A 15,891-nucleotide genomic window follows, 5' to 3' on the forward strand; every position below is an offset into this window, starting at 1 on the left:
GGATCAGTAGCCGTAGCCACCACCACCGTAGCCGCCGCCACCGCCGCCACCGTAGCCGCCACGGCCACCGCCGCCGCCGCCACCACCGGAGCCGCCACGGCCACCGCCGCCGCCACCGCCGTAGGGGCTGCGGAAGCCACCGCCACCGCCGCCACCACCACCGCCGCCACCGAAGCCGCCGCCACCACCGCCGCCTTCACGACGGCCACCGCCGCCGTAGGGGCTGCGGAAGCCGCCCGGCTTCTCTTCACGGGGGCGAGCCTCGTTCACGACCACGGCGCGGCCGCTGATGGCCTGACCGTTCAGACCGTTGATGGCTGCCTGAGCTTCGGCATCCGAGCCCATTTCCACGAAGCCGAAGCCCTTGGAACGGCCGGTTTCACGGTCCATCATGACCTTGGCGGATTGGACCGCACCGAACTGGGAGAACGCGTCGTTCAGATCTTCGTCGCGAACGCTGTAGGCGAGATTGCCCACATAGAGTTTGTTGCCCATGGAAGAGCGCCTTTCAACAATCGAGTACCGGTCGAGCCGGGGAGCCAGTGGCGGAGCTACAGCCAGCACTCATTCCAGGGAACAGAGAAGGCGCACGCATCCAGACACGAAGAGCCATTATGCGCGACAGTCAAGAGCTTGAAAGGGGCGCGTGTCAACAAGTGTTGTGCGCAGGCCAGCGAGTGGCGCATTTCACGCCGCGTGGGGCGTGTCCCGCGGACTTCCGATCCTGAAGTCCGCACCCGAGTCCGGGTTTCCTCGGGCCCAAGCGTGGTCACGCCGAGACGGCCGACACGGCGGGGCCGCGAGAATCGCCCGCCATGGATCTCCTCAAGCCGCTGATCGCCCTGCTCGCCATCGTGAACCCGATCGGCGTCGTGCCGTTCTTCATCCACTTCACGCAAGGCCTGGATGCCCAGCAGCGCCGGCACACCATCCGCGTGTCGAGCTTCACCGCGTTCTGCGTGATCTCGATCAGCGCCCTGGCTGGCCTGCAGGTGATCGAGTTCTTCGGCATCTCGCTGGCGTCCTTCCAGGTCGGTGGCGGCACGCTGCTGCTGATCAGCGCGCTGCAGATGCTCAACGCCCAGCCTGCCGAAGGCCGCCGCGAGGACGTCAGCGAGGGCGAGCAGAAGGTCGATGCCGGCGCCAGCATCGCCGTCGTGCCGCTGACGATCCCGCTGCTGACGGGCCCGGCCACCATCTCCACCATGGTCATCTATGCCGACCAGACCCGCCACTGGACTCAGCGCGCCGCGCTGGTCGGCTACGGTGTGGTGGTCGGCCTGGCGACCTACGCGAGCTTCTCGGCTGCCGGCCGGATCGCCCGCTGGCTCGGCCAGACCGGCATCAACGTGATGACGCGCCTGATGGGTCTGATCCTGGCCGCCCTGGCCGTCGAGATCATGGCCGAGGGCCTGATCAAGCTTTTCCCCGTGCTGGCGACCGGTCTCGTGCGCTGAGTCGCCGAGCCGTCCTGCCGCCAGCTTCCGCTCCCACTGTTGCCCTGACCCATGCCCACCTTCGACCACATCATCATCGGCGCCGGTACCGCCGGCAGCCTGCTGGCCAACCGCCTGTCGGCCGATCGGCAGCGGCGCGTGCTGCTGCTGGAGGCCGGTGGACACGACGACTACCACTGGATCCACATCCCCGTCGGCTACCTGCACTGCATCGGCAACCCGCGCACCGACTGGCTCTACCGGACCGAGCCCGACGCCGGCCTGAACGGCCGTGCGCTGCGCTACCCGCGAGGCAAGGTGCTGGGCGGCAGTTCCAGCATCAACGGGATGATCTACATGCGCGGCCAGGCACGCGATTACGAGCAATGGGCCGCCTTGACCGGTGACGACGCCTGGCGCTGGGAGGCCTGCCTGGAAGCCTTCAAGCGCCACGAGAACCACTGGCGCCTGGACGAGGGTGCCGCCGAGCCGCCTGACGCCGCCTTTGCCGCCGCCCACGGCCATGGCGGCGAGTGGCGGGTCGAGAAGCAGCGGCTGCGCTGGGACATCCTCGATGCCTTCGCCGAGGCGGCCGTGCAGGCCGGCATCCCGGCCACGAAGGACTTCAACCAGGGCGACAACACCGGCGTCGGTTATTTCGAGGTCAACCAGCGCAAGGGCTTGCGCTGGAACACCGCGCGGGCCTTCCTGCGCCCGACCTGCTTCGGGCGGACCAACTTCGAGCTGTGGACCGGCGTGCGCGTGCAGCGCCTGCTGCTGGAGCGCCAGCCCGACGGCGGCCAGCGCTGCACGGGCGTCGAGGTCTGGACGCCGCACGGCGTGGAGACGGTGCACGCCAGTGGCGAGGTCCTGCTCAGCGCCGGCAGCATCGGCAGCGTGCAGGTGCTGCAACTCTCGGGCATCGGCCCGGGCGAGCTGTTGCACGCCCACGGCGTGACGCCGGTGCACGAGCTGGCGGGGGTCGGCCAGAACCTGCAGGACCACCTGCAGATCCGCGCCGTCTACGGCGTGCAGGGCACGCGCACCCTCAACACGATGACGCGCAGCTGGTGGGGCAAGGCCAAGATCGGCCTGGAGTACGCCGTGCGTCGCAGCGGCCCGATGAGCATGGCGCCGTCGCAGCTTGGGGCCTTCGCGCGCTCGGACCCGGACCGGGCGCATGCCAACTTGCAGTACCACGTCCAGCCGCTGTCGCTCGATGCCTTCGGCGAGCCGCTGCACGCTTTCGATGCCTTCACCGCCAGCGTCTGCAACCTCAACCCGACCTCGCGCGGGACGGTGCAGATCCGCAGCCCGCGCGCCGAGGACGCGCCGGCCATCGCGCCCAACTACCTGTCGACCGACGAGGACCGCCGCGTCGCCGCCCATTCGCTGCGTCTGACCCGCCGCATCGTGGCCCAGCCAGCGCTGGCGGCCTACCGGCCGCAGGAGGTCAAGCCCGGCCCCGGCCCGGACACCGACGAGGACCTGGCGCGGTTGGCCGGCGACATCGGCACGACCATCTTCCATCCGGTCGGCACCTGCCGCATGGGCGCGGCCGACGACCCCACCGCGGTGGTCGACAGCCGCCTGCGGGTGCGCGGCGTGCGCGGGCTGCGCGTCGTCGATGCCAGCGTGATGCCCACCATCACCAGCGGCAACACCAACTCGCCCACGCTGATGCTGGCCGAACGCGCGGCCGACTGGGTGCTGGCGGACGCGCGGGCCTGAGCGTGCGTCCGCGTGCCCGTCGGGCACCCGGACCAACCAGGCCGCTCCGGGTTCTTCCTGATGCTGGCCTGACCACCGCCTCGCTACAGTCCAGCGACTCGCAAGCGGGGCCCTAGAGGCCCGTTGCCGGAGCGAGGTGCTGAGGAGACAAGACCCGCAGAACCGCTGGATTCCGCAGAAGAACATGCATCGCGGATCCGGCCACAGAACAAGATTTGACCCCACGGGTGCCAACAGCAGTCGCCCCGTCACACAAGAGACAATTCGAAGGCGCCGGATCACCCGGCGCCTTTTTCTTTGTCCGGACGGAAAACCTCCGGACGACATCGTGGGGCATGTGTCCGCAAGGGCACGGGAAGGGCGCGGGGCGCATGACGGAATGGATCTGGGTCACGCTGGCCTCGGCGCTGGCGGGCTTTGTCGACGCGATCGTCGGTGGTGGCGGGTTGGTGCTGGTGCCGGCCCTGTTCGCGGCCTACCCCGGCGTGGCGCCGGCGACGCTGTTCGGCACCAACAAGAGTGCCTCGGTCTGGGGCACGGCCTGGGCGGCGCGGCTGTATGCGCGCCGCGTGACGCTGAACTGGACCTCGCTCGGTCCGGCGATGGCGGCGGCCTTCGCGGGTGCGGCCTTCGGCGCCTGGCTGGTCACCCAGGTCAGCGCGGGCAGCCTGCGCAAGGCCTTGCCTTTCATCCTGGCTGCGGTGCTGGTCTACACGCTGCGGCGCAAGGACCTTGGCCGCGAGCACGCGCCGCACCGCAGTGCCACGTCCGAGCGCCTGCTCGCCACGCTGATCGGCCTGTCGATCGGCTTCTACGACGGCTTCTTCGGGCCCGGCACCGGCAGCTTCTTCGTCTTCCTGATGGTGCGTGCGCTGGGCTACGACTTCCTGCATGCCTCGGCCAGCGCCAAGCTGCTGAACGTCGCCACCAACGTCGCGGCGCTGGCCTGGTTCTGGTGGGCCGGGCATGTCATGCCGCAGGTCGCGGCCACCATGGCGGTGGCCAACGTGGCGGGCAGCTACGTCGGCACCCACCTGGCGCTGAAGCGCGGCGCAGGCTTCGTGCGCGGCGTCTTCATCGCTGTTGTCAGCCTGCTGATCCTGCGCACCGGCTGGGACGCCTGGCGGCTCTGAGCCGCCTGCCCAGGCTCAGAAGCGGAAGGTCTCGCCGCGCGCCAGCGGCGTGATCGTGCGGCCCAGGCCCATGGCCGCGAGCTGGCCGGTCACCGCCGCCATCTCGCCGGGCTTCACATGCGTGATGACCACGCGGGTGTGCTCCTCGAGCTGCTCCAGCTCGGCCGCGAGCATGCTGGGCGACAGGTGCTTGCTGACCTCGGCCAGTGCGCGTTCGTCGTCGCTGAAGGCGGTCTCGATGACGAGTTGGGCAATCCGGCGGCCGCGCAGCGTGCGCCACAGCGCCGGGTTGGGGCCGGTGTCGCCGGTGTAGATCCACCAGCCGCTGGGCGTGGCCACGCCGAAGCCGCAGGCGGGCACGGTGTGGGCGGCGGGCAGCACCTCGATGGGCAGGTCCGCCAGCGTCAGGCGCTGGCCGATCTCGATCGGGTGCAGTTCTAGGATCGGCTGCTGCGGCCGCGGCAACCGCGTGAAGTCGGGCCAGATCACGTTGTTGAAGACGTGGCGGCGCAGGGCTTCGAGGGTCTCGGGGAGCGCATGCACGCGGATCGGCCGGCACTCGTCGCCCGACATGCGCCGGTGCATGACGCTGTCGGCGATCAGCGCGATGCCGAGCACGTGGTCGAGGTGCGAGTGCGAGATCAGGATGTGGTCGATCGCCGCCATCTCGTCGAGCGTCAGGTCGCCCACGCCGGTGCCCGCGTCAACCAGGACGCTGTCGTTGAGCAGGAAGGAGGTGGTTCGGCAGTCCTGGGCAATCGAGCCCGAACAGCCGAGAACGCGCAGGTTCATTCGAATTCCAGGTCAGGCCTTGAGGTCGGTCGTCGGACAGGCGGCGACCTTGCGGGCGATCAAGGCGCGAATGCTGCCCGCCGACGGTGCGTCGGGCAAGCGCCCGGTTGAGCACAAACGCACTGCGACAACAGACGGTGGACCTGGAAATGTGGCGGTCGTGAACAAGGGCACGCAGCGGATGACCGTTCGCTGACCGTGGCACGTCGCCCCGGCTCGTCCAGGGCACTCGGGCGCGTCAGGGCTGCACGAACTGCATCTGCGTGCCGGCGAGTTCGATCACGTCGCCATCCTTCAGATGCACCGGGTCGCCTTGCACCGCCGAGCCGTTGACGGTCGGACGCGTGCTGCCTTCGACGTGGGCGAAGACGTAGCCGCCCGGACGCTTGGTGATCGAGGCGACCTGCACGCCGGGCTTGCCGACGGTGGTCACGACCTTGGTCAGTGCGACCTCGCGACCCGCTGCAGCGCCCGACAGCACCTTGATCGAGGCCTGCGTGACCGTCGAGATGCCGAGGCTGCCGAAGTTCGACGGCGGCGGCAGGTGGCCCGGCGAGGTCGGCAGCTGGGGCCGCGCACCGCCGATGCCCGGCGGCATCTGGCCGGGCTTGAGGATCATGGTCTTCTCGTAGTCGGCGCTGTCCTCGACCAGATACTTGATCTTGTATTTGCCGATCTCGACCGTGTCGTTGTGCTGGAGCAGCTGCTTCTTGACGGCACGACCGTTGATGTAGGTGCCGTTGGTGCTGTTCTGGTCCTCGATGTAGACGTCCTGTCCGACCATCTGGAGCACCGCGTGCTCGCCGCTGACGGCGAGGTTGTCGATCACGATGTCGTTGTAGGGCCGACGACCCAGCGTCGTCTTGTCCTTGGTGAGTTGGACTTCCTTGATGACAACACCGTCCAACGAAACGACAAGCTTAGGCATGCGCGACCTCTGAGCAGGGGGGTCTTTCTGGTTCCGGAGCCCTCACCGCCGGAAAGGCCACCACGCACGTCCTGCTGAAGCAGCAGCACGCACAGCCACCAGTATCACAGCGATGTTATCGCGTCCGCCTGCCTCATTGGCTGCTTCAACGAGGGCATGTGCGGCATCTGCCACCTGGTTGTGTCCGCGCAGGACTTCGGCGATGCGGGCGTCGTCGAGCATGTCCGACAGGCCGTCCGAACACATCAGGATCCAGTCGTCGGCGACCAGCGCGTGCGGGTGCACTTCCAGCAGCACGATGTCCTCGACGCCGACCGCGCGCGTGACCAGGTTCTTGTTGAGGCTCAGGGCCGCCTGCTCGGGCGACAGCAGTCCGGCATCGATCTGTTCCTGCAACAGCGAGTGATCGCGGGTGAGCTGCACCAGCTCGCCTTCGCGCCAGCGGTAGGCGCGCGAATCACCGATGTGGCCGACCAGCAGCTGCATGCCGCGGAAGACCGCGACCACCAGCGTCGTGCCCATCCCGGCGTACTGCGGGTTGGCGTTGGCGGCGTTGAAGATCGCGCGGTTGGCGTTGTCGACGCAGACGTCCATCGCCCGGCGCACGTCGTGGTCGCTGACCTCGCCGGCGGCCTCGACCAGCCAGCGGCCCAGTTCCGATCGGATGAAGGCCGTGGCCATGCCGCTGGCGACCTCGCCGGCGTTGTAGCCGCCCATGCCGTCGGCAAGCACGGCCAGCGCGGCGTCCTCGTCGAGGGCGACCGAGTCTTCGTTGTTGGCGCGTACCCGGCCGCGATCGGTCACGGCATGGAACTCGTAGCTGAGGAGCGCGGGGCTGGATCTGTCCATGTTCACGCAAACAATTGTGCCCGCATCGCCCTCAACCCGGGAGGGCATCCGAACCGGGTGCGCCACGCAAGCCACGGTCTGCGTCCTTCGCCTCGCGCCCGCCGGTGGCCGCCGTCAGGGTGGCCTCGGCAGCGGCTTGCGGATCGCGCGGCTGCATGCGCGCGGCGATCAGGCGCAGGTCACCGGCGAGGCTGTGACCGTCGGCATAGCGCAGCTCGGGTCGCTTCTCGAGCAGGATGGTGACGACGTCGGCCAGCGCGTCGGGCAGGCCGGGCCGCAGGTGGCGTGCGTCCGGGGCGGGCTGATGGGCGACGGCGGCCATCAGCTCGGTCATCGTCGCGCCGTTGCAGGGCAGCCGCGAGGTCAGCAACTGGAACAGCACGACGCCCAGCGAGTAGAGGTCGCTGCGGCCGTCGAGCGTGCGCCCGGCCAGCTGCTCGGGCGACATGTAGGACGGCGAGCCCAGCACCAGCCCGGTCCGCGTGCGGCTGGCATCGAGCAGGCGGGCGACGCCGAAGTCCATCACCTTCACCCGGTCGTGCCGGGCATCGACCATCACGTTGGCCGGCTTGATGTCGCGGTGCACGACGTCGTGGGCATGGGCATGGGCCAGGGCATCGGCCACGCGCGCGCCGATCGCGACGACGCTGGAGACCGGCAGCAGCGTCGCCGGGCGGATGTGGTGCGACAGGTCGCAGCCGCTCAGCAGTTCCATCACGAGGTAGGCCAGCTCCTCGGTGTCGCCGCCGTCGATGACGTCCACGATGTCGGGATGGCGCAGCCGGCTGGCGGCCTGGGCCTCGCGCTGGAAGCGGGTCCGGGCCTCGTCGAGCGCATAGCCCTGGAATTCGCGGCCCAGCGCCAGCGTCTTGATGGCCACGACCCGGCCGTCTCGTATGTCATGGGCCCGGTAGACACGGCCCATGGCGCCGCGGCCCAGCTCGCGGTCGAGCAGGTAGTGACCGAGCTTCGCGTCGCCCGCCGCGACCGGCCAGCCGCTCTCCGAGGCGACGCCATCGGCGTCGTCCGGCGGATCGGGGCGGCGCGTGTCGGTCATCGTGGCGGCTGGGTCCTCGGCAGCGTGGCGGGGGCGACGCTGCGGCGCGCGTCGATCAGGAGGCGACCGGCGCGGCAGACTTTCGCGAAGCCAGCCAGCGGCCGACGGCCAGCACCAGCAAGGCGCCCACCACACCGGCGCCGTAGCGCACCGTCGACGAGACCTCGACGCCGGCCGTGATCCAGCGGCCGACCGCCGGGTCGGTGACGGCCATCGTGCCGGCGATCCAGCCCAGCAGCATGCCGCCAACGGTGATGATGAGCGGGAAGCGGTCCATCAGCTTGATCACCATCTGGCTGCCCCAGACGATGATGGGGATGCTCACCAGCAGGCCGAAGATGACCAGCGGCATGCGGTGGTCGCCACCGGTGGACTCGGCCGCACCGGCGATCGCGATGACGTTGTCCAGGCTCATCACGAAGTCGGCCACGATGACCGTCTTGACCGCAGCCCACAGCTTGTCGCTGGCCTGGATGCCGTCGTGCTCGTCGTCGTCCTCGGGGGCCAGGAGCTTGATGCCGATCCACAGCAGCAGCGCACCGCCGACCAGCTTCAGGAAGGGCAACTGCAGCAGCGTCAGCGCGAAGAAGATCAGGACCACGCGCAGCACGATGGCTCCCACGGTGCCCCACAGGATGCCGGCCTGGCGCTGGGCATCGGGCAGCTTGCGGCAGGCCAGCGCGATGACGACCGCGTTGTCGCCACCCAGCAGGATGTCGATCATGATGATCTGGCCGACGGCGAGCCAGAACTCGGGGGAGAGGAACGTTTCCATGGTGGGGCGGGTGTCTGAGGGTTCGGACGGCAGCGATCTGGCTGACCCTGGCGAGGCCGGCCCTGCCGCGTCGGCGGCTCCGCAGTGTATGGGCCGTCATTGCGGCTGAGGATGCGTAGCACCACGCACGCCGCCCATGCAGGCCGCCCACACATGCCCCAAGCGCCTCGACCCTTGTCTCGTGTTCGCTCGGGGTCGGGGGATATCGCTGGATTGGGCTCGATGGCGACACTTCAAGGGGAAATCCAGGGGGGGTTCAGGGGGAAACCGTCCTGTCACGCCTTCTCAATCGGCCATTCGAGGCAGTACCATTCGTCAGCGCCATGCGGATCGGAGTAAACGTGCTCATGCGGCACGTGCCCACCGCCGGCTCATCACATACCTTGATGGAGAGAATACACATGGCAACTGCGAAGAAGGCGGCCGCGAAGAAGGCCCCGGCAACGAAGGCCGTGGCGGCCACGGCTCCGGCCACCACGGCTCCGGCCAAGAAGGCCGCCGGCAAGACGGTCGCCGCCAAGCGCACGCCGAACGCGGCGTTCATGAAGGCGATGACGCCCTCGGCCGCGCTGGCAGCGGTGATCGGTGCCACCCCGGCGCCGCGCACCGAGGTCACCAAGAAGGTCTGGGAATACATCAAGAAGCACAAGCTGCAGGATGCGGCCAACAAGCGCATGATCAATGCGGACGCCAAGCTCAAGGCGATCTTCAAGAAGGATCAGGTCTCGATGTTCGAGATGACCAAGCTGATCAGCGACCAGCTGTCCTGATGCCCTGAACGATCGGCTTCCCGCTGACGTCAAACAACCCGGCCCTGGCCGGGTTGTTTCGTTTCCGAGGCCGGTTTCATGAACCGGTTGATCGAACCCAGGCGGTCGAATGTCGGAAAACGTGGCGAGGGTTTTCCGGGCCGGCCGGTCCGGAAGGTCCCAGGGATTTTCCGGACCGTGCGCGTTTCGTTGTTCGGTCCCTGGCCTCGGGCCGCAGCCCTCAGAGGCCGAGGCCTTCGTCGCAGCCCAGGTGCAGGTTCATGCACTGCACCGCCGCGCCGCTGGCGCCCTTGCCGAGGTTGTCCAGTCGGGCCATCAGGAGCGCCTGGGCGCCATGGCGGAACACGAACAGGTCGACGTGGTTGGTGTCGTTGCAGGCCTGGACGTCGAAGAAGCCGTCGGCCAGCGTGGCCGCGTCGTCCAGCGGCATCACGCGCACGAAGCGCTCGCCTTCGTAGTGCCGTTGCCAGGCTGCATGGATGCGCCCGGCGTCGCCGGCGTCCTGGAGGTGCAGCGGGATCGTCACCGCCAGGCCCTTGTAGAAGTTGGCGACGATGGGCATGAAGACAGGCTTGGTCAGCAGGCCGCTCTGCACCATCATTTCCGGGATGTGCTTGTGCGCCAGGCTCAGGCCATAGGGGCGCGGCGACAGCAGCTTCGTGTCGCCGCCGGCCTCGTACTGCTCGATCATCTTCTTGCCACCGCCGGAGTATCCGGTGATCGACGTGGCGTTCAGCGCCTGCTCGGGCGCGATCAGGCCGGCGTCGACCAGCGGACGGGCCAGCAGGATGAAGGCGCTGGCGTGGCAGCCTGGGTTGGCGATGCGCTTGCTCGCACGCAGGGCCTCGCGCTGACCGGCGGCGAGTTCGGGCAGGCCGAAGCGCCAGTCGGGGTGGATGCGGTGCGCGGTGCTGGCATCGATCAGGCAGGTGCGCGGGTTGGTCACCAGCGCGGCCGCCTCGATCGCGGCGGCATCGGGCAGGCAGAGGAAGGCGACATCGGCGGCGTTGAGCAGACGGGCGCGCTCGGCGCTGTCCTTGCGCAGTTCGGGCGCGATGCGCAACACCTCGATGTCGGGGCGGGCGGCGAGGTACTCGTGGATGCGCAGGCCGGTGGTGCCTTCCTGGCCGTCGACGAAGACGGTGTGCTTCATGGTGATCCGCAGCGGGTTGGTTCGGGATGGAGGCGCAAGAATACGGCATGGTCATGACCCCAAACCCTGCCGAACCCGCCCTGCCGACCGCCCACGTGCTGGTCCTGCCTGGCTGGCTGAATTCCGACGCCGCGCACTGGCAGAGCCGCTGGATCGGGCGCCACGGCTACCACCGGCTGGAGCAGGACGACTGGACCTGGCCGCGGCGTGGCGACTGGATGGCGCGGCTCGACGAGGTGCTCGTGGCCACGCACGCGCCGGTCGTGCTGGTCGCCCACAGCCTGGGCTGCCAGCTGGTCGCGGCCTGGGCTGAACACAGCCGGCTGACCGACCGGGTGCGCGCCGCCCTGCTGGTCGCGCCGCCCGACACCGAGCGCGAGGACATGCCGCCGCAGCTGCACAACTGGCGCCCGGTTCGACGCGGCCGGCTGCCCTTCGCGGCGCTGGCGGTGGTCTCGACCGACGACCCCTATTGCAGCGTTGACCGCGCCACCGCCTTCTGCGCCGGCTGGGGTGCGCCGGTCCTCCTGGCCGGCCCGCGCGGCCACCTCAACGGCGAGTCCGGGCTGGGCGACTGGGACGAGGGCCACGCCCTGCTGCGCACGCTGGCCGCCGGCGTGCGTCTGGCCCTGCCGGGCTGATCGCCGACAATCGCGCCCATGGTCACCAAGAAGCCCAAAGGTCTCGGTCGTGGTCTGGAGGCCCTGCTCGGGCCCCAGGTCGGCGCCGACAGCGACAGCGCCGGGAGCGCGCCGCAACCCTCCGCCGTCAAGCTCAACCAGCTGCAGCCAGGCAAGTACCAGCCGCGCACGCGCATGGACGAGGGCTCGCTGGTCGAGCTGGCCGAGAGCATCAGGTCACAGGGCGTGATGCAGCCGGTGCTGGTGCGTCCGGTGGCGGCCGCCGACGGCCTGCCGATGTACGAGATCATCGCCGGCGAACGTCGCACCCGGGCCGCGCGCATGGCCGGACTCGACGAGGTGCCGGTGCTGGTGCGCGAGGTGCCCGACCAGGCCGCCGCCGCGATGGCGCTGATCGAGAACATCCAGCGCGAGGACCTCAACCCGCTGGAAGAGGCCCAGGGCGTGCAGCGCCTGATCGACGAGTTCGGCCTGACGCACGAAGAGGCCGCGCAGGCCATCGGCCGCAGCCGCAGCGCGACGTCCAACCTGCTGCGCCTGATCAACCTGGCCGAGCCGGTCCAGCAGCTGCTGATGGCCGGCGACATCGACATGGGCCATGCCCGCGCGCTGCTGCCGCTGGACAAGGTGCACCAGATCACCCAGGCGCACGAGATCGTCGCGCGCAAGCTGTCGGTGCGCGAGGCCGAGAAGCTCGTCGCCCGCCATGAAGGCGGCCGCCAGCAGCCGCTGCTGCGCGTCAAGAGCGAGAAGTCGCGCGACATCGCGCGCATCGAGGAGCAGCTCGCCGACGCGCTCACCGCCGCCGTCGAGATCCGCGTCAAGAAGCGCGGCAAGCGCGGCGAACAGGGCGAGGTGGCGATCGCCTTCGGCTCGCTCGACGAGCTCAACGGCCTGCTCGAGAAGCTCGGCCTGCGCGACGCCTGAACGGCGCGCCTGCGCTGCCGCCCGGCAGCGCGTCCCCGGCACAGCGCTTGCATCGTCCACCGCGTGGGTCCGTGAGCCGTGATGTCGAACAGGGGCTGTTGCCAACGCGACAGCCTTGACCGGGAAAGATCCCTGTCTTCTCCGGGTTTGTTCGATCGATGCCCCGCATCGTTTTGAACGAAGCTGACATCATCGGGTCACACGCAAGGACACGCGCAAGACGTCTGCAGAGCGACGGAAAGCTCTGATGGAGCCTCGCACCGCTCAACATGAAGGCGGCGCACGGACTCCATCAGATCTTCCCTGGACCGGCGGCCATGATCAGTCCGTCGGTTCCCCTGAACCTCAGGAGGCCTGCATGGACGTGATCAGCAAGTTCGCCGCGCGCTACGAGCGCACCCGCGAGGAGGAGCTCTCCCTCGAGGACTACCTCAACGAGTGCAAGCGCAACCCGCTCGCCTACGCGACCGCCCCGGAGCGCATGCTCAAGGCGATCGGTGAGCCCCAGATGATCGACACGCGCAACGACCCGCGCCTGTCACGGCTGTTCGCCAACAAGGTCATCAAGATCTACCCCGCCTTCGCCGAGTTCTACGGCATGGAGGACGCCATCGAGCAGGTGGTGTCCTACTTCCGGCACGCGGCGCAGGGGCTGGAGGAAAAGAAGCAGATCCTGTATCTGCTGGGCCCCGTCGGTGGCGGCAAGAGCTCGATCGCCGAGCGGCTCAAGCAGCTGATGCAGGAGGTGCCGTTCTACGCCATCAAGGACTCGCCGGTGAACGAGTCGCCGCTGGGCCTGTTCGACGTGGTCGAGGACGGCCCGATCCTCGAGAACGAGTACGGTATCCCGCGCCGCTACCTCAACCGCATCATGAGCCCGTGGGCGGTCAAGCGGCTGGAGGAGTTCGGCGGCGACATCCGGCAGTTCAAGGTCGTCAAGCGCTACCCCAGCATCCTCAAGCAGCTGGGCATCGCCAAGACCGAGCCGGGCGACGAGAACAACCAGGACATCAGCTCGCTGGTGGGCAAGGTCGACATCCGCAAGCTCGAGACCTATGCGCAGGATGATCCCGATGCCTACAGCTACTCCGGCGGCCTGTGCCTGGCCAACCAGGGCCTGCTCGAGTTCGTCGAGATGTTCAAGGCACCGATCAAGGTGCTGCACCCGCTGCTGACCGCGACCCAGGAAAGCAACTTCAAGGGCACCGAGGGCTTCGGCGCCATCCCCTTCGACGGCATCGTGCTGGCGCACAGCAACGAGAGCGAGTGGAAGGCCTTCCGCAACAACAAGAACAACGAGGCCTTCCTCGACCGCATCTACATCGTCAAGGTGCCCTACTGCCTGCGCGTCGGCGAGGAAGTGAAGATCTACGAGAAGCTGCTCAAGGGCAGTTCGCTGGCCGGTGCCACCTGCGCGCCGGGTACGCTGAAGATGATGAGCCAGTTCGCCATCCTCACGCGCCTGAAGGAGCCCGAGAACTCGAGCCTCTACAGCAAGATGATGGTCTACGACGGCGAGAACCTGAAGGACACCGACCCGCGCGCCAAGAGCTACCAGGAGTACCGCGACTACGCCGGCGTCGACGAGGGCATGAGCGGCATCAGCACGCGCTTTGCCTACAAGATCATCTCCAAGGTCTTCAACTTCGACAGCCAGGAAGTGGCCGCCAACCCGGTCCACCTGATGTACGTGCTGGAGCAGCAGATCGAGCGCGAGCAGTTCCCCGCCGAGGTCGAGCAGAAGTACGTCGCCTACATCAAGGAACTGCTGGCGCCGCGGTATGCGGAGTTCATCGGCAAGGAGATCCAGACCGCCTACCTCGAAAGCTACAGCGAGTACGGCCAGAACATCTTCGACCGCTACGTGACCTACGCCGACTACTGGATCCAGGACCAGGAGTACCGCGACACCGACACCGGCGAGGTGTTCGACCGGGCCAGCCTGAACGCCGAGCTCGAGAAGATCGAGAAGCCGGCCGGCATCGCCAACCCGAAGGACTTCCGCAACGAGATCGTCAACTTCGTGCTGCGCGCGCGGGCCAACAACCAGGGCAAGAACCCGGTCTGGACCAGCTACGAGAAGCTGCGTGCGGTGATCGAGAAGAAGATGTTCTCGAACACCGAGGAGCTGCTGCCCGTCATCAGCTTCAACGCCAAGGCCAGCGCCGACGAGGCCAAGAAGCACGAGGACTTCGTCAACCGCATGGTCAACAAGGGCTACACCGGCAAGCAGGTCCGGCTCCTGTGCGAGTGGTATCTCCGGGTGCGCAAGTCCAGCTAGGCGTCAAGGCCCCTCGGCTGACGGGTCGTCAGCCGATCCCCCGAGGGGATGCGGGCCGGCTTGGGAGCGGCCCGGCGCTCGGCCCGATCGGTTCACCTCGGAATCGCCTGTTGAATGGAAAGCCTGATGCAACAGATCATCGACCGCCGACTCGCCGGCAAGAACAAGTCGATCGGCAACCGCGAACGCTTCCTGCGCCGCTACAAGACGCAGATCAAGGACGCGGTGCGCCGGGCGATTGACGGCCGGGGCATCCGCGACATCGAGCGCGGCGAGGACGTGCACATCCCGAAGAAGGACATCAGCGAGCCGGTGTTCCACCACGGCAGCGGCGGCAAGCGCGAGATGGTCCATCCGGGCAACCAGGAGTACCTCGCCGGTGACCGCATCAAGCGACCGCCCGGCGGCGGCGGCGGGGGTGGCAGCGGCCAGGGCCAGGCGAGCGACTCCGGCGAAGGCGAGGACGACTTCGTCTTCAGCCTGAGCAAGGAAGAGTTCATGCAGGTCTTCTTCGAGGACCTCGCCCTGCCGCACCTCGTGCGCACCCAGCTGGCCGAGACGCCCGAGTGGAAGAGCCACCGCGCCGGCTACGTCAGCGACGGCAATCCCAGCAACCTGCACGTGGTGCGCTCGATGCGCGGCGCGCTGGGCCGGCGCATCGCGCTGGGCATGACCAGCCGGCGCGAGCTGCACGAGCTGGAGGCCGAGCTGGCGCAGGTCCAGGCCGAGGCGAAGCCCGGCGACACCGTCGCGCTGGCCCGCATCGTCGAGCTGGAGGCGGCCATCCTCGCCCTGAAGAAGCGGCTCGGCGCCATCCCCTTCCTCGACCCGATCGACCTGCGCTTCCGCAACCGCGTGCGCGTGCCGGTGCCGACCAGCAAGGCGGTGATGTTCTGCCTGATGGACGTCTCGGGCTCGATGGACGAAGGGCGCAAGGAGCTGTCCAAGCGCTTCTTCATCCTGCTCTACCTGTTCCTGACGCGGCACTACGAGAAGATCGAGATCGTCTTCATCCGCCACCACACGCAGGCCCAGGAGGTCGACGAGCAGGGCTTCTTCCACTCGACCGAGACCGGCGGCACGGTGGTCTCCAGCGCGCTGGTGCTGATGGAGGAGATCGTCCGCTCGCGCTACCCGTCGGACCAGTGGAACATCTACGGCGCGCAGGCCAGCGACGGCGACAACTGGCACCACGACAGCGGCCGCTGCCGCGAGCTGCTGGAGCAGAAGATCCTGCCGCTGTGCCGCTACTACGCCTATGTCCAGGTGGCCGATCCGGAGCAGAACCTCTGGGAGGAATACAGCCGCCTGGCCGAGACCACCGGACCGCACTTCGCGATGCGCAAGGTCACCGAGGCCTCGCAGATCTACCCGGTCTTCCGCGACCTGTTCAAGAAGGAAGGCGCCAGCGCATGACT

Annotated in this window: 15 protein-coding genes; 8 read left to right on the forward strand and 7 right to left on the reverse strand. The window is 68.3% G+C overall.

Going from position 1 to position 15,891, the window contains the following annotated elements; translation table 11 throughout:
• Nucleotides 1–3: 3 nt before the first annotated feature.
• Entirely contained in the window at nucleotides 4–495 is a 492-nt protein-coding gene (locus Q8X39_RS10840) for an RNA recognition motif domain-containing protein (protein WP_305749688.1), read from the reverse strand.
• A gap of 320 nt (nucleotides 496–815) precedes the next feature.
• Here Q8X39_RS10840 and Q8X39_RS10845 point away from each other — a divergent pair, with 320 nt between their 5' ends.
• The 3 genes from Q8X39_RS10845 (at nucleotide 816) to Q8X39_RS10855 (ending at nucleotide 4,300) form a co-directional block, all read left to right on the forward strand.
• Nucleotides 816–1,457, forward strand: a complete 642-nt coding sequence (locus Q8X39_RS10845; protein WP_305749689.1) for a MarC family protein — start codon at nucleotides 816–818, stop codon at nucleotides 1,455–1,457.
• A gap of 51 nt (nucleotides 1,458–1,508) precedes the next feature.
• Nucleotides 1,509–3,167: a GMC family oxidoreductase gene (locus Q8X39_RS10850; RefSeq protein WP_305749690.1), complete on the forward strand. Its 1,659-nt coding sequence runs from the start codon at nucleotides 1,509–1,511 to the stop codon at nucleotides 3,165–3,167.
• A gap of 371 nt (nucleotides 3,168–3,538) precedes the next feature.
• Nucleotides 3,539–4,300, forward strand: coding sequence for a sulfite exporter TauE/SafE family protein (locus tag Q8X39_RS10855; protein WP_305749691.1), 762 nt, complete (start codon nucleotides 3,539–3,541; stop codon nucleotides 4,298–4,300).
• A 15-nt stretch (nucleotides 4,301–4,315) separates the two neighbouring features.
• On the opposite strand, the gene Q8X39_RS10860 is transcribed toward Q8X39_RS10855, so the two are convergent.
• The 5 genes from Q8X39_RS10860 to Q8X39_RS10880 all read right to left on the reverse strand — a co-directional run bounded on the left by Q8X39_RS10860 (nucleotide 4,316) and on the right by Q8X39_RS10880 (nucleotide 8,701).
• Nucleotides 4,316–5,092, reverse strand: coding sequence for an MBL fold metallo-hydrolase (locus tag Q8X39_RS10860; protein ID WP_305749692.1), 777 nt, complete (start codon nucleotides 5,090–5,092; stop codon nucleotides 4,316–4,318).
• A gap of 238 nt (nucleotides 5,093–5,330) precedes the next feature.
• The gene (locus Q8X39_RS10865; protein WP_305749693.1) at nucleotides 5,331–6,020 is read right to left on the reverse strand and encodes an FHA domain-containing protein; all 690 of its coding nucleotides are present in this window, start codon (nucleotides 6,018–6,020) and stop codon (nucleotides 5,331–5,333) included.
• 42 nt (nucleotides 6,021–6,062) lie between these two features.
• Complete coding sequence (locus Q8X39_RS10870) at nucleotides 6,063–6,869, reverse strand: Stp1/IreP family PP2C-type Ser/Thr phosphatase (protein WP_305749905.1); 807 nt, start codon at nucleotides 6,867–6,869, stop codon at nucleotides 6,063–6,065.
• Nucleotides 6,870–6,900: 31 nt separating this feature from the next.
• Nucleotides 6,901–7,926 (reverse strand): serine/threonine-protein kinase, encoded by a 1,026-nt coding sequence (locus Q8X39_RS10875; protein WP_305749694.1) that lies wholly within the window; start codon nucleotides 7,924–7,926, stop codon nucleotides 6,901–6,903.
• 55 nt (nucleotides 7,927–7,981) lie between these two features.
• Nucleotides 7,982–8,701, reverse strand: a complete 720-nt coding sequence (locus Q8X39_RS10880; RefSeq protein ID WP_305749695.1) for a TerC family protein — start codon at nucleotides 8,699–8,701, stop codon at nucleotides 7,982–7,984.
• Between the two features lie 401 nt (nucleotides 8,702–9,102).
• Here Q8X39_RS10880 and Q8X39_RS10885 point away from each other — a divergent pair, with 401 nt between their 5' ends.
• Entirely contained in the window at nucleotides 9,103–9,471 is a 369-nt protein-coding gene (locus tag Q8X39_RS10885) for an SWIB/MDM2 domain-containing protein (RefSeq protein ID WP_305749696.1), read from the forward strand.
• 220 nt (nucleotides 9,472–9,691) lie between these two features.
• On the opposite strand, the gene argC is transcribed toward Q8X39_RS10885, so the two are convergent.
• Nucleotides 9,692–10,624, reverse strand: a complete 933-nt coding sequence (argC, locus tag Q8X39_RS10890; protein WP_305749697.1) for an N-acetyl-gamma-glutamyl-phosphate reductase — start codon at nucleotides 10,622–10,624, stop codon at nucleotides 9,692–9,694.
• Between the two features lie 53 nt (nucleotides 10,625–10,677).
• Between argC and Q8X39_RS10895 the strand changes: the two genes are divergently transcribed.
• The 4 genes from Q8X39_RS10895 to Q8X39_RS10910 all read left to right on the forward strand — a co-directional run bounded on the left by Q8X39_RS10895 (nucleotide 10,678) and on the right by Q8X39_RS10910 (nucleotide 15,889).
• On the forward strand, nucleotides 10,678–11,265 hold the full coding sequence (locus Q8X39_RS10895; protein WP_305749698.1) for an RBBP9/YdeN family alpha/beta hydrolase: 588 nt from the start codon (nucleotides 10,678–10,680) through the stop codon (nucleotides 11,263–11,265).
• 18 nt (nucleotides 11,266–11,283) lie between these two features.
• Nucleotides 11,284–12,192 (forward strand): ParB/RepB/Spo0J family partition protein, encoded by a 909-nt coding sequence (locus tag Q8X39_RS10900; protein WP_305749699.1) that lies wholly within the window; start codon nucleotides 11,284–11,286, stop codon nucleotides 12,190–12,192.
• 358 nt (nucleotides 12,193–12,550) lie between these two features.
• Nucleotides 12,551–14,473 (forward strand): PrkA family serine protein kinase, encoded by a 1,923-nt coding sequence (locus Q8X39_RS10905; RefSeq protein ID WP_305749700.1) that lies wholly within the window; start codon nucleotides 12,551–12,553, stop codon nucleotides 14,471–14,473.
• Between the two features lie 126 nt (nucleotides 14,474–14,599).
• Complete coding sequence (locus Q8X39_RS10910; protein WP_305749701.1) at nucleotides 14,600–15,889, forward strand: YeaH/YhbH family protein; 1,290 nt, start codon at nucleotides 14,600–14,602, stop codon at nucleotides 15,887–15,889.
• Nucleotides 15,890–15,891: the final 2 nt, after the last annotated feature.

Origin of the sequence: Leptothrix discophora (assembly GCF_030705305.1) — a bacterium.
GTDB lineage: Bacteria > Pseudomonadota > Gammaproteobacteria > Burkholderiales > Burkholderiaceae_C > Sphaerotilus > Sphaerotilus discophorus.

Excerpts from the sequence above, each read along its gene's own strand:
- Q8X39_RS10840 (WP_305749688.1), bottom strand. The coding sequence starts at position 495 with ATGGGCAACAAACTCTATGTGGGCAATCTCGCCTACAGCGTTCGCGAC.
- Q8X39_RS10845 (WP_305749689.1), top strand. The coding sequence starts at position 816 with ATGGATCTCCTCAAGCCGCTGATCGCCCTGCTCGCCATCGTGAACCCG.
- Q8X39_RS10850 (WP_305749690.1), top strand. The coding sequence starts at position 1,509 with ATGCCCACCTTCGACCACATCATCATCGGCGCCGGTACCGCCGGCAGC.
- Q8X39_RS10855 (WP_305749691.1), top strand. The coding sequence starts at position 3,539 with ATGACGGAATGGATCTGGGTCACGCTGGCCTCGGCGCTGGCGGGCTTT.
- Q8X39_RS10860 (WP_305749692.1), bottom strand. The coding sequence starts at position 5,092 with ATGAACCTGCGCGTTCTCGGCTGTTCGGGCTCGATTGCCCAGGACTGC.
- Q8X39_RS10865 (WP_305749693.1), bottom strand. The coding sequence starts at position 6,020 with ATGCCTAAGCTTGTCGTTTCGTTGGACGGTGTTGTCATCAAGGAAGTC.
- Q8X39_RS10870 (WP_305749905.1), bottom strand. The coding sequence starts at position 6,869 with ATGGACAGATCCAGCCCCGCGCTCCTCAGCTACGAGTTCCATGCCGTG.
- Q8X39_RS10875 (WP_305749694.1), bottom strand. The coding sequence starts at position 7,926 with ATGACCGACACGCGCCGCCCCGATCCGCCGGACGACGCCGATGGCGTC.
- Q8X39_RS10880 (WP_305749695.1), bottom strand. The coding sequence starts at position 8,701 with ATGGAAACGTTCCTCTCCCCCGAGTTCTGGCTCGCCGTCGGCCAGATC.
- Q8X39_RS10885 (WP_305749696.1), top strand. The coding sequence starts at position 9,103 with ATGGCAACTGCGAAGAAGGCGGCCGCGAAGAAGGCCCCGGCAACGAAG.
- argC (WP_305749697.1), bottom strand. The coding sequence starts at position 10,624 with ATGAAGCACACCGTCTTCGTCGACGGCCAGGAAGGCACCACCGGCCTG.
- Q8X39_RS10895 (WP_305749698.1), top strand. The coding sequence starts at position 10,678 with ATGACCCCAAACCCTGCCGAACCCGCCCTGCCGACCGCCCACGTGCTG.
- Q8X39_RS10900 (WP_305749699.1), top strand. The coding sequence starts at position 11,284 with ATGGTCACCAAGAAGCCCAAAGGTCTCGGTCGTGGTCTGGAGGCCCTG.
- Q8X39_RS10905 (WP_305749700.1), top strand. The coding sequence starts at position 12,551 with ATGGACGTGATCAGCAAGTTCGCCGCGCGCTACGAGCGCACCCGCGAG.
- Q8X39_RS10910 (WP_305749701.1), top strand. The coding sequence starts at position 14,600 with ATGCAACAGATCATCGACCGCCGACTCGCCGGCAAGAACAAGTCGATC.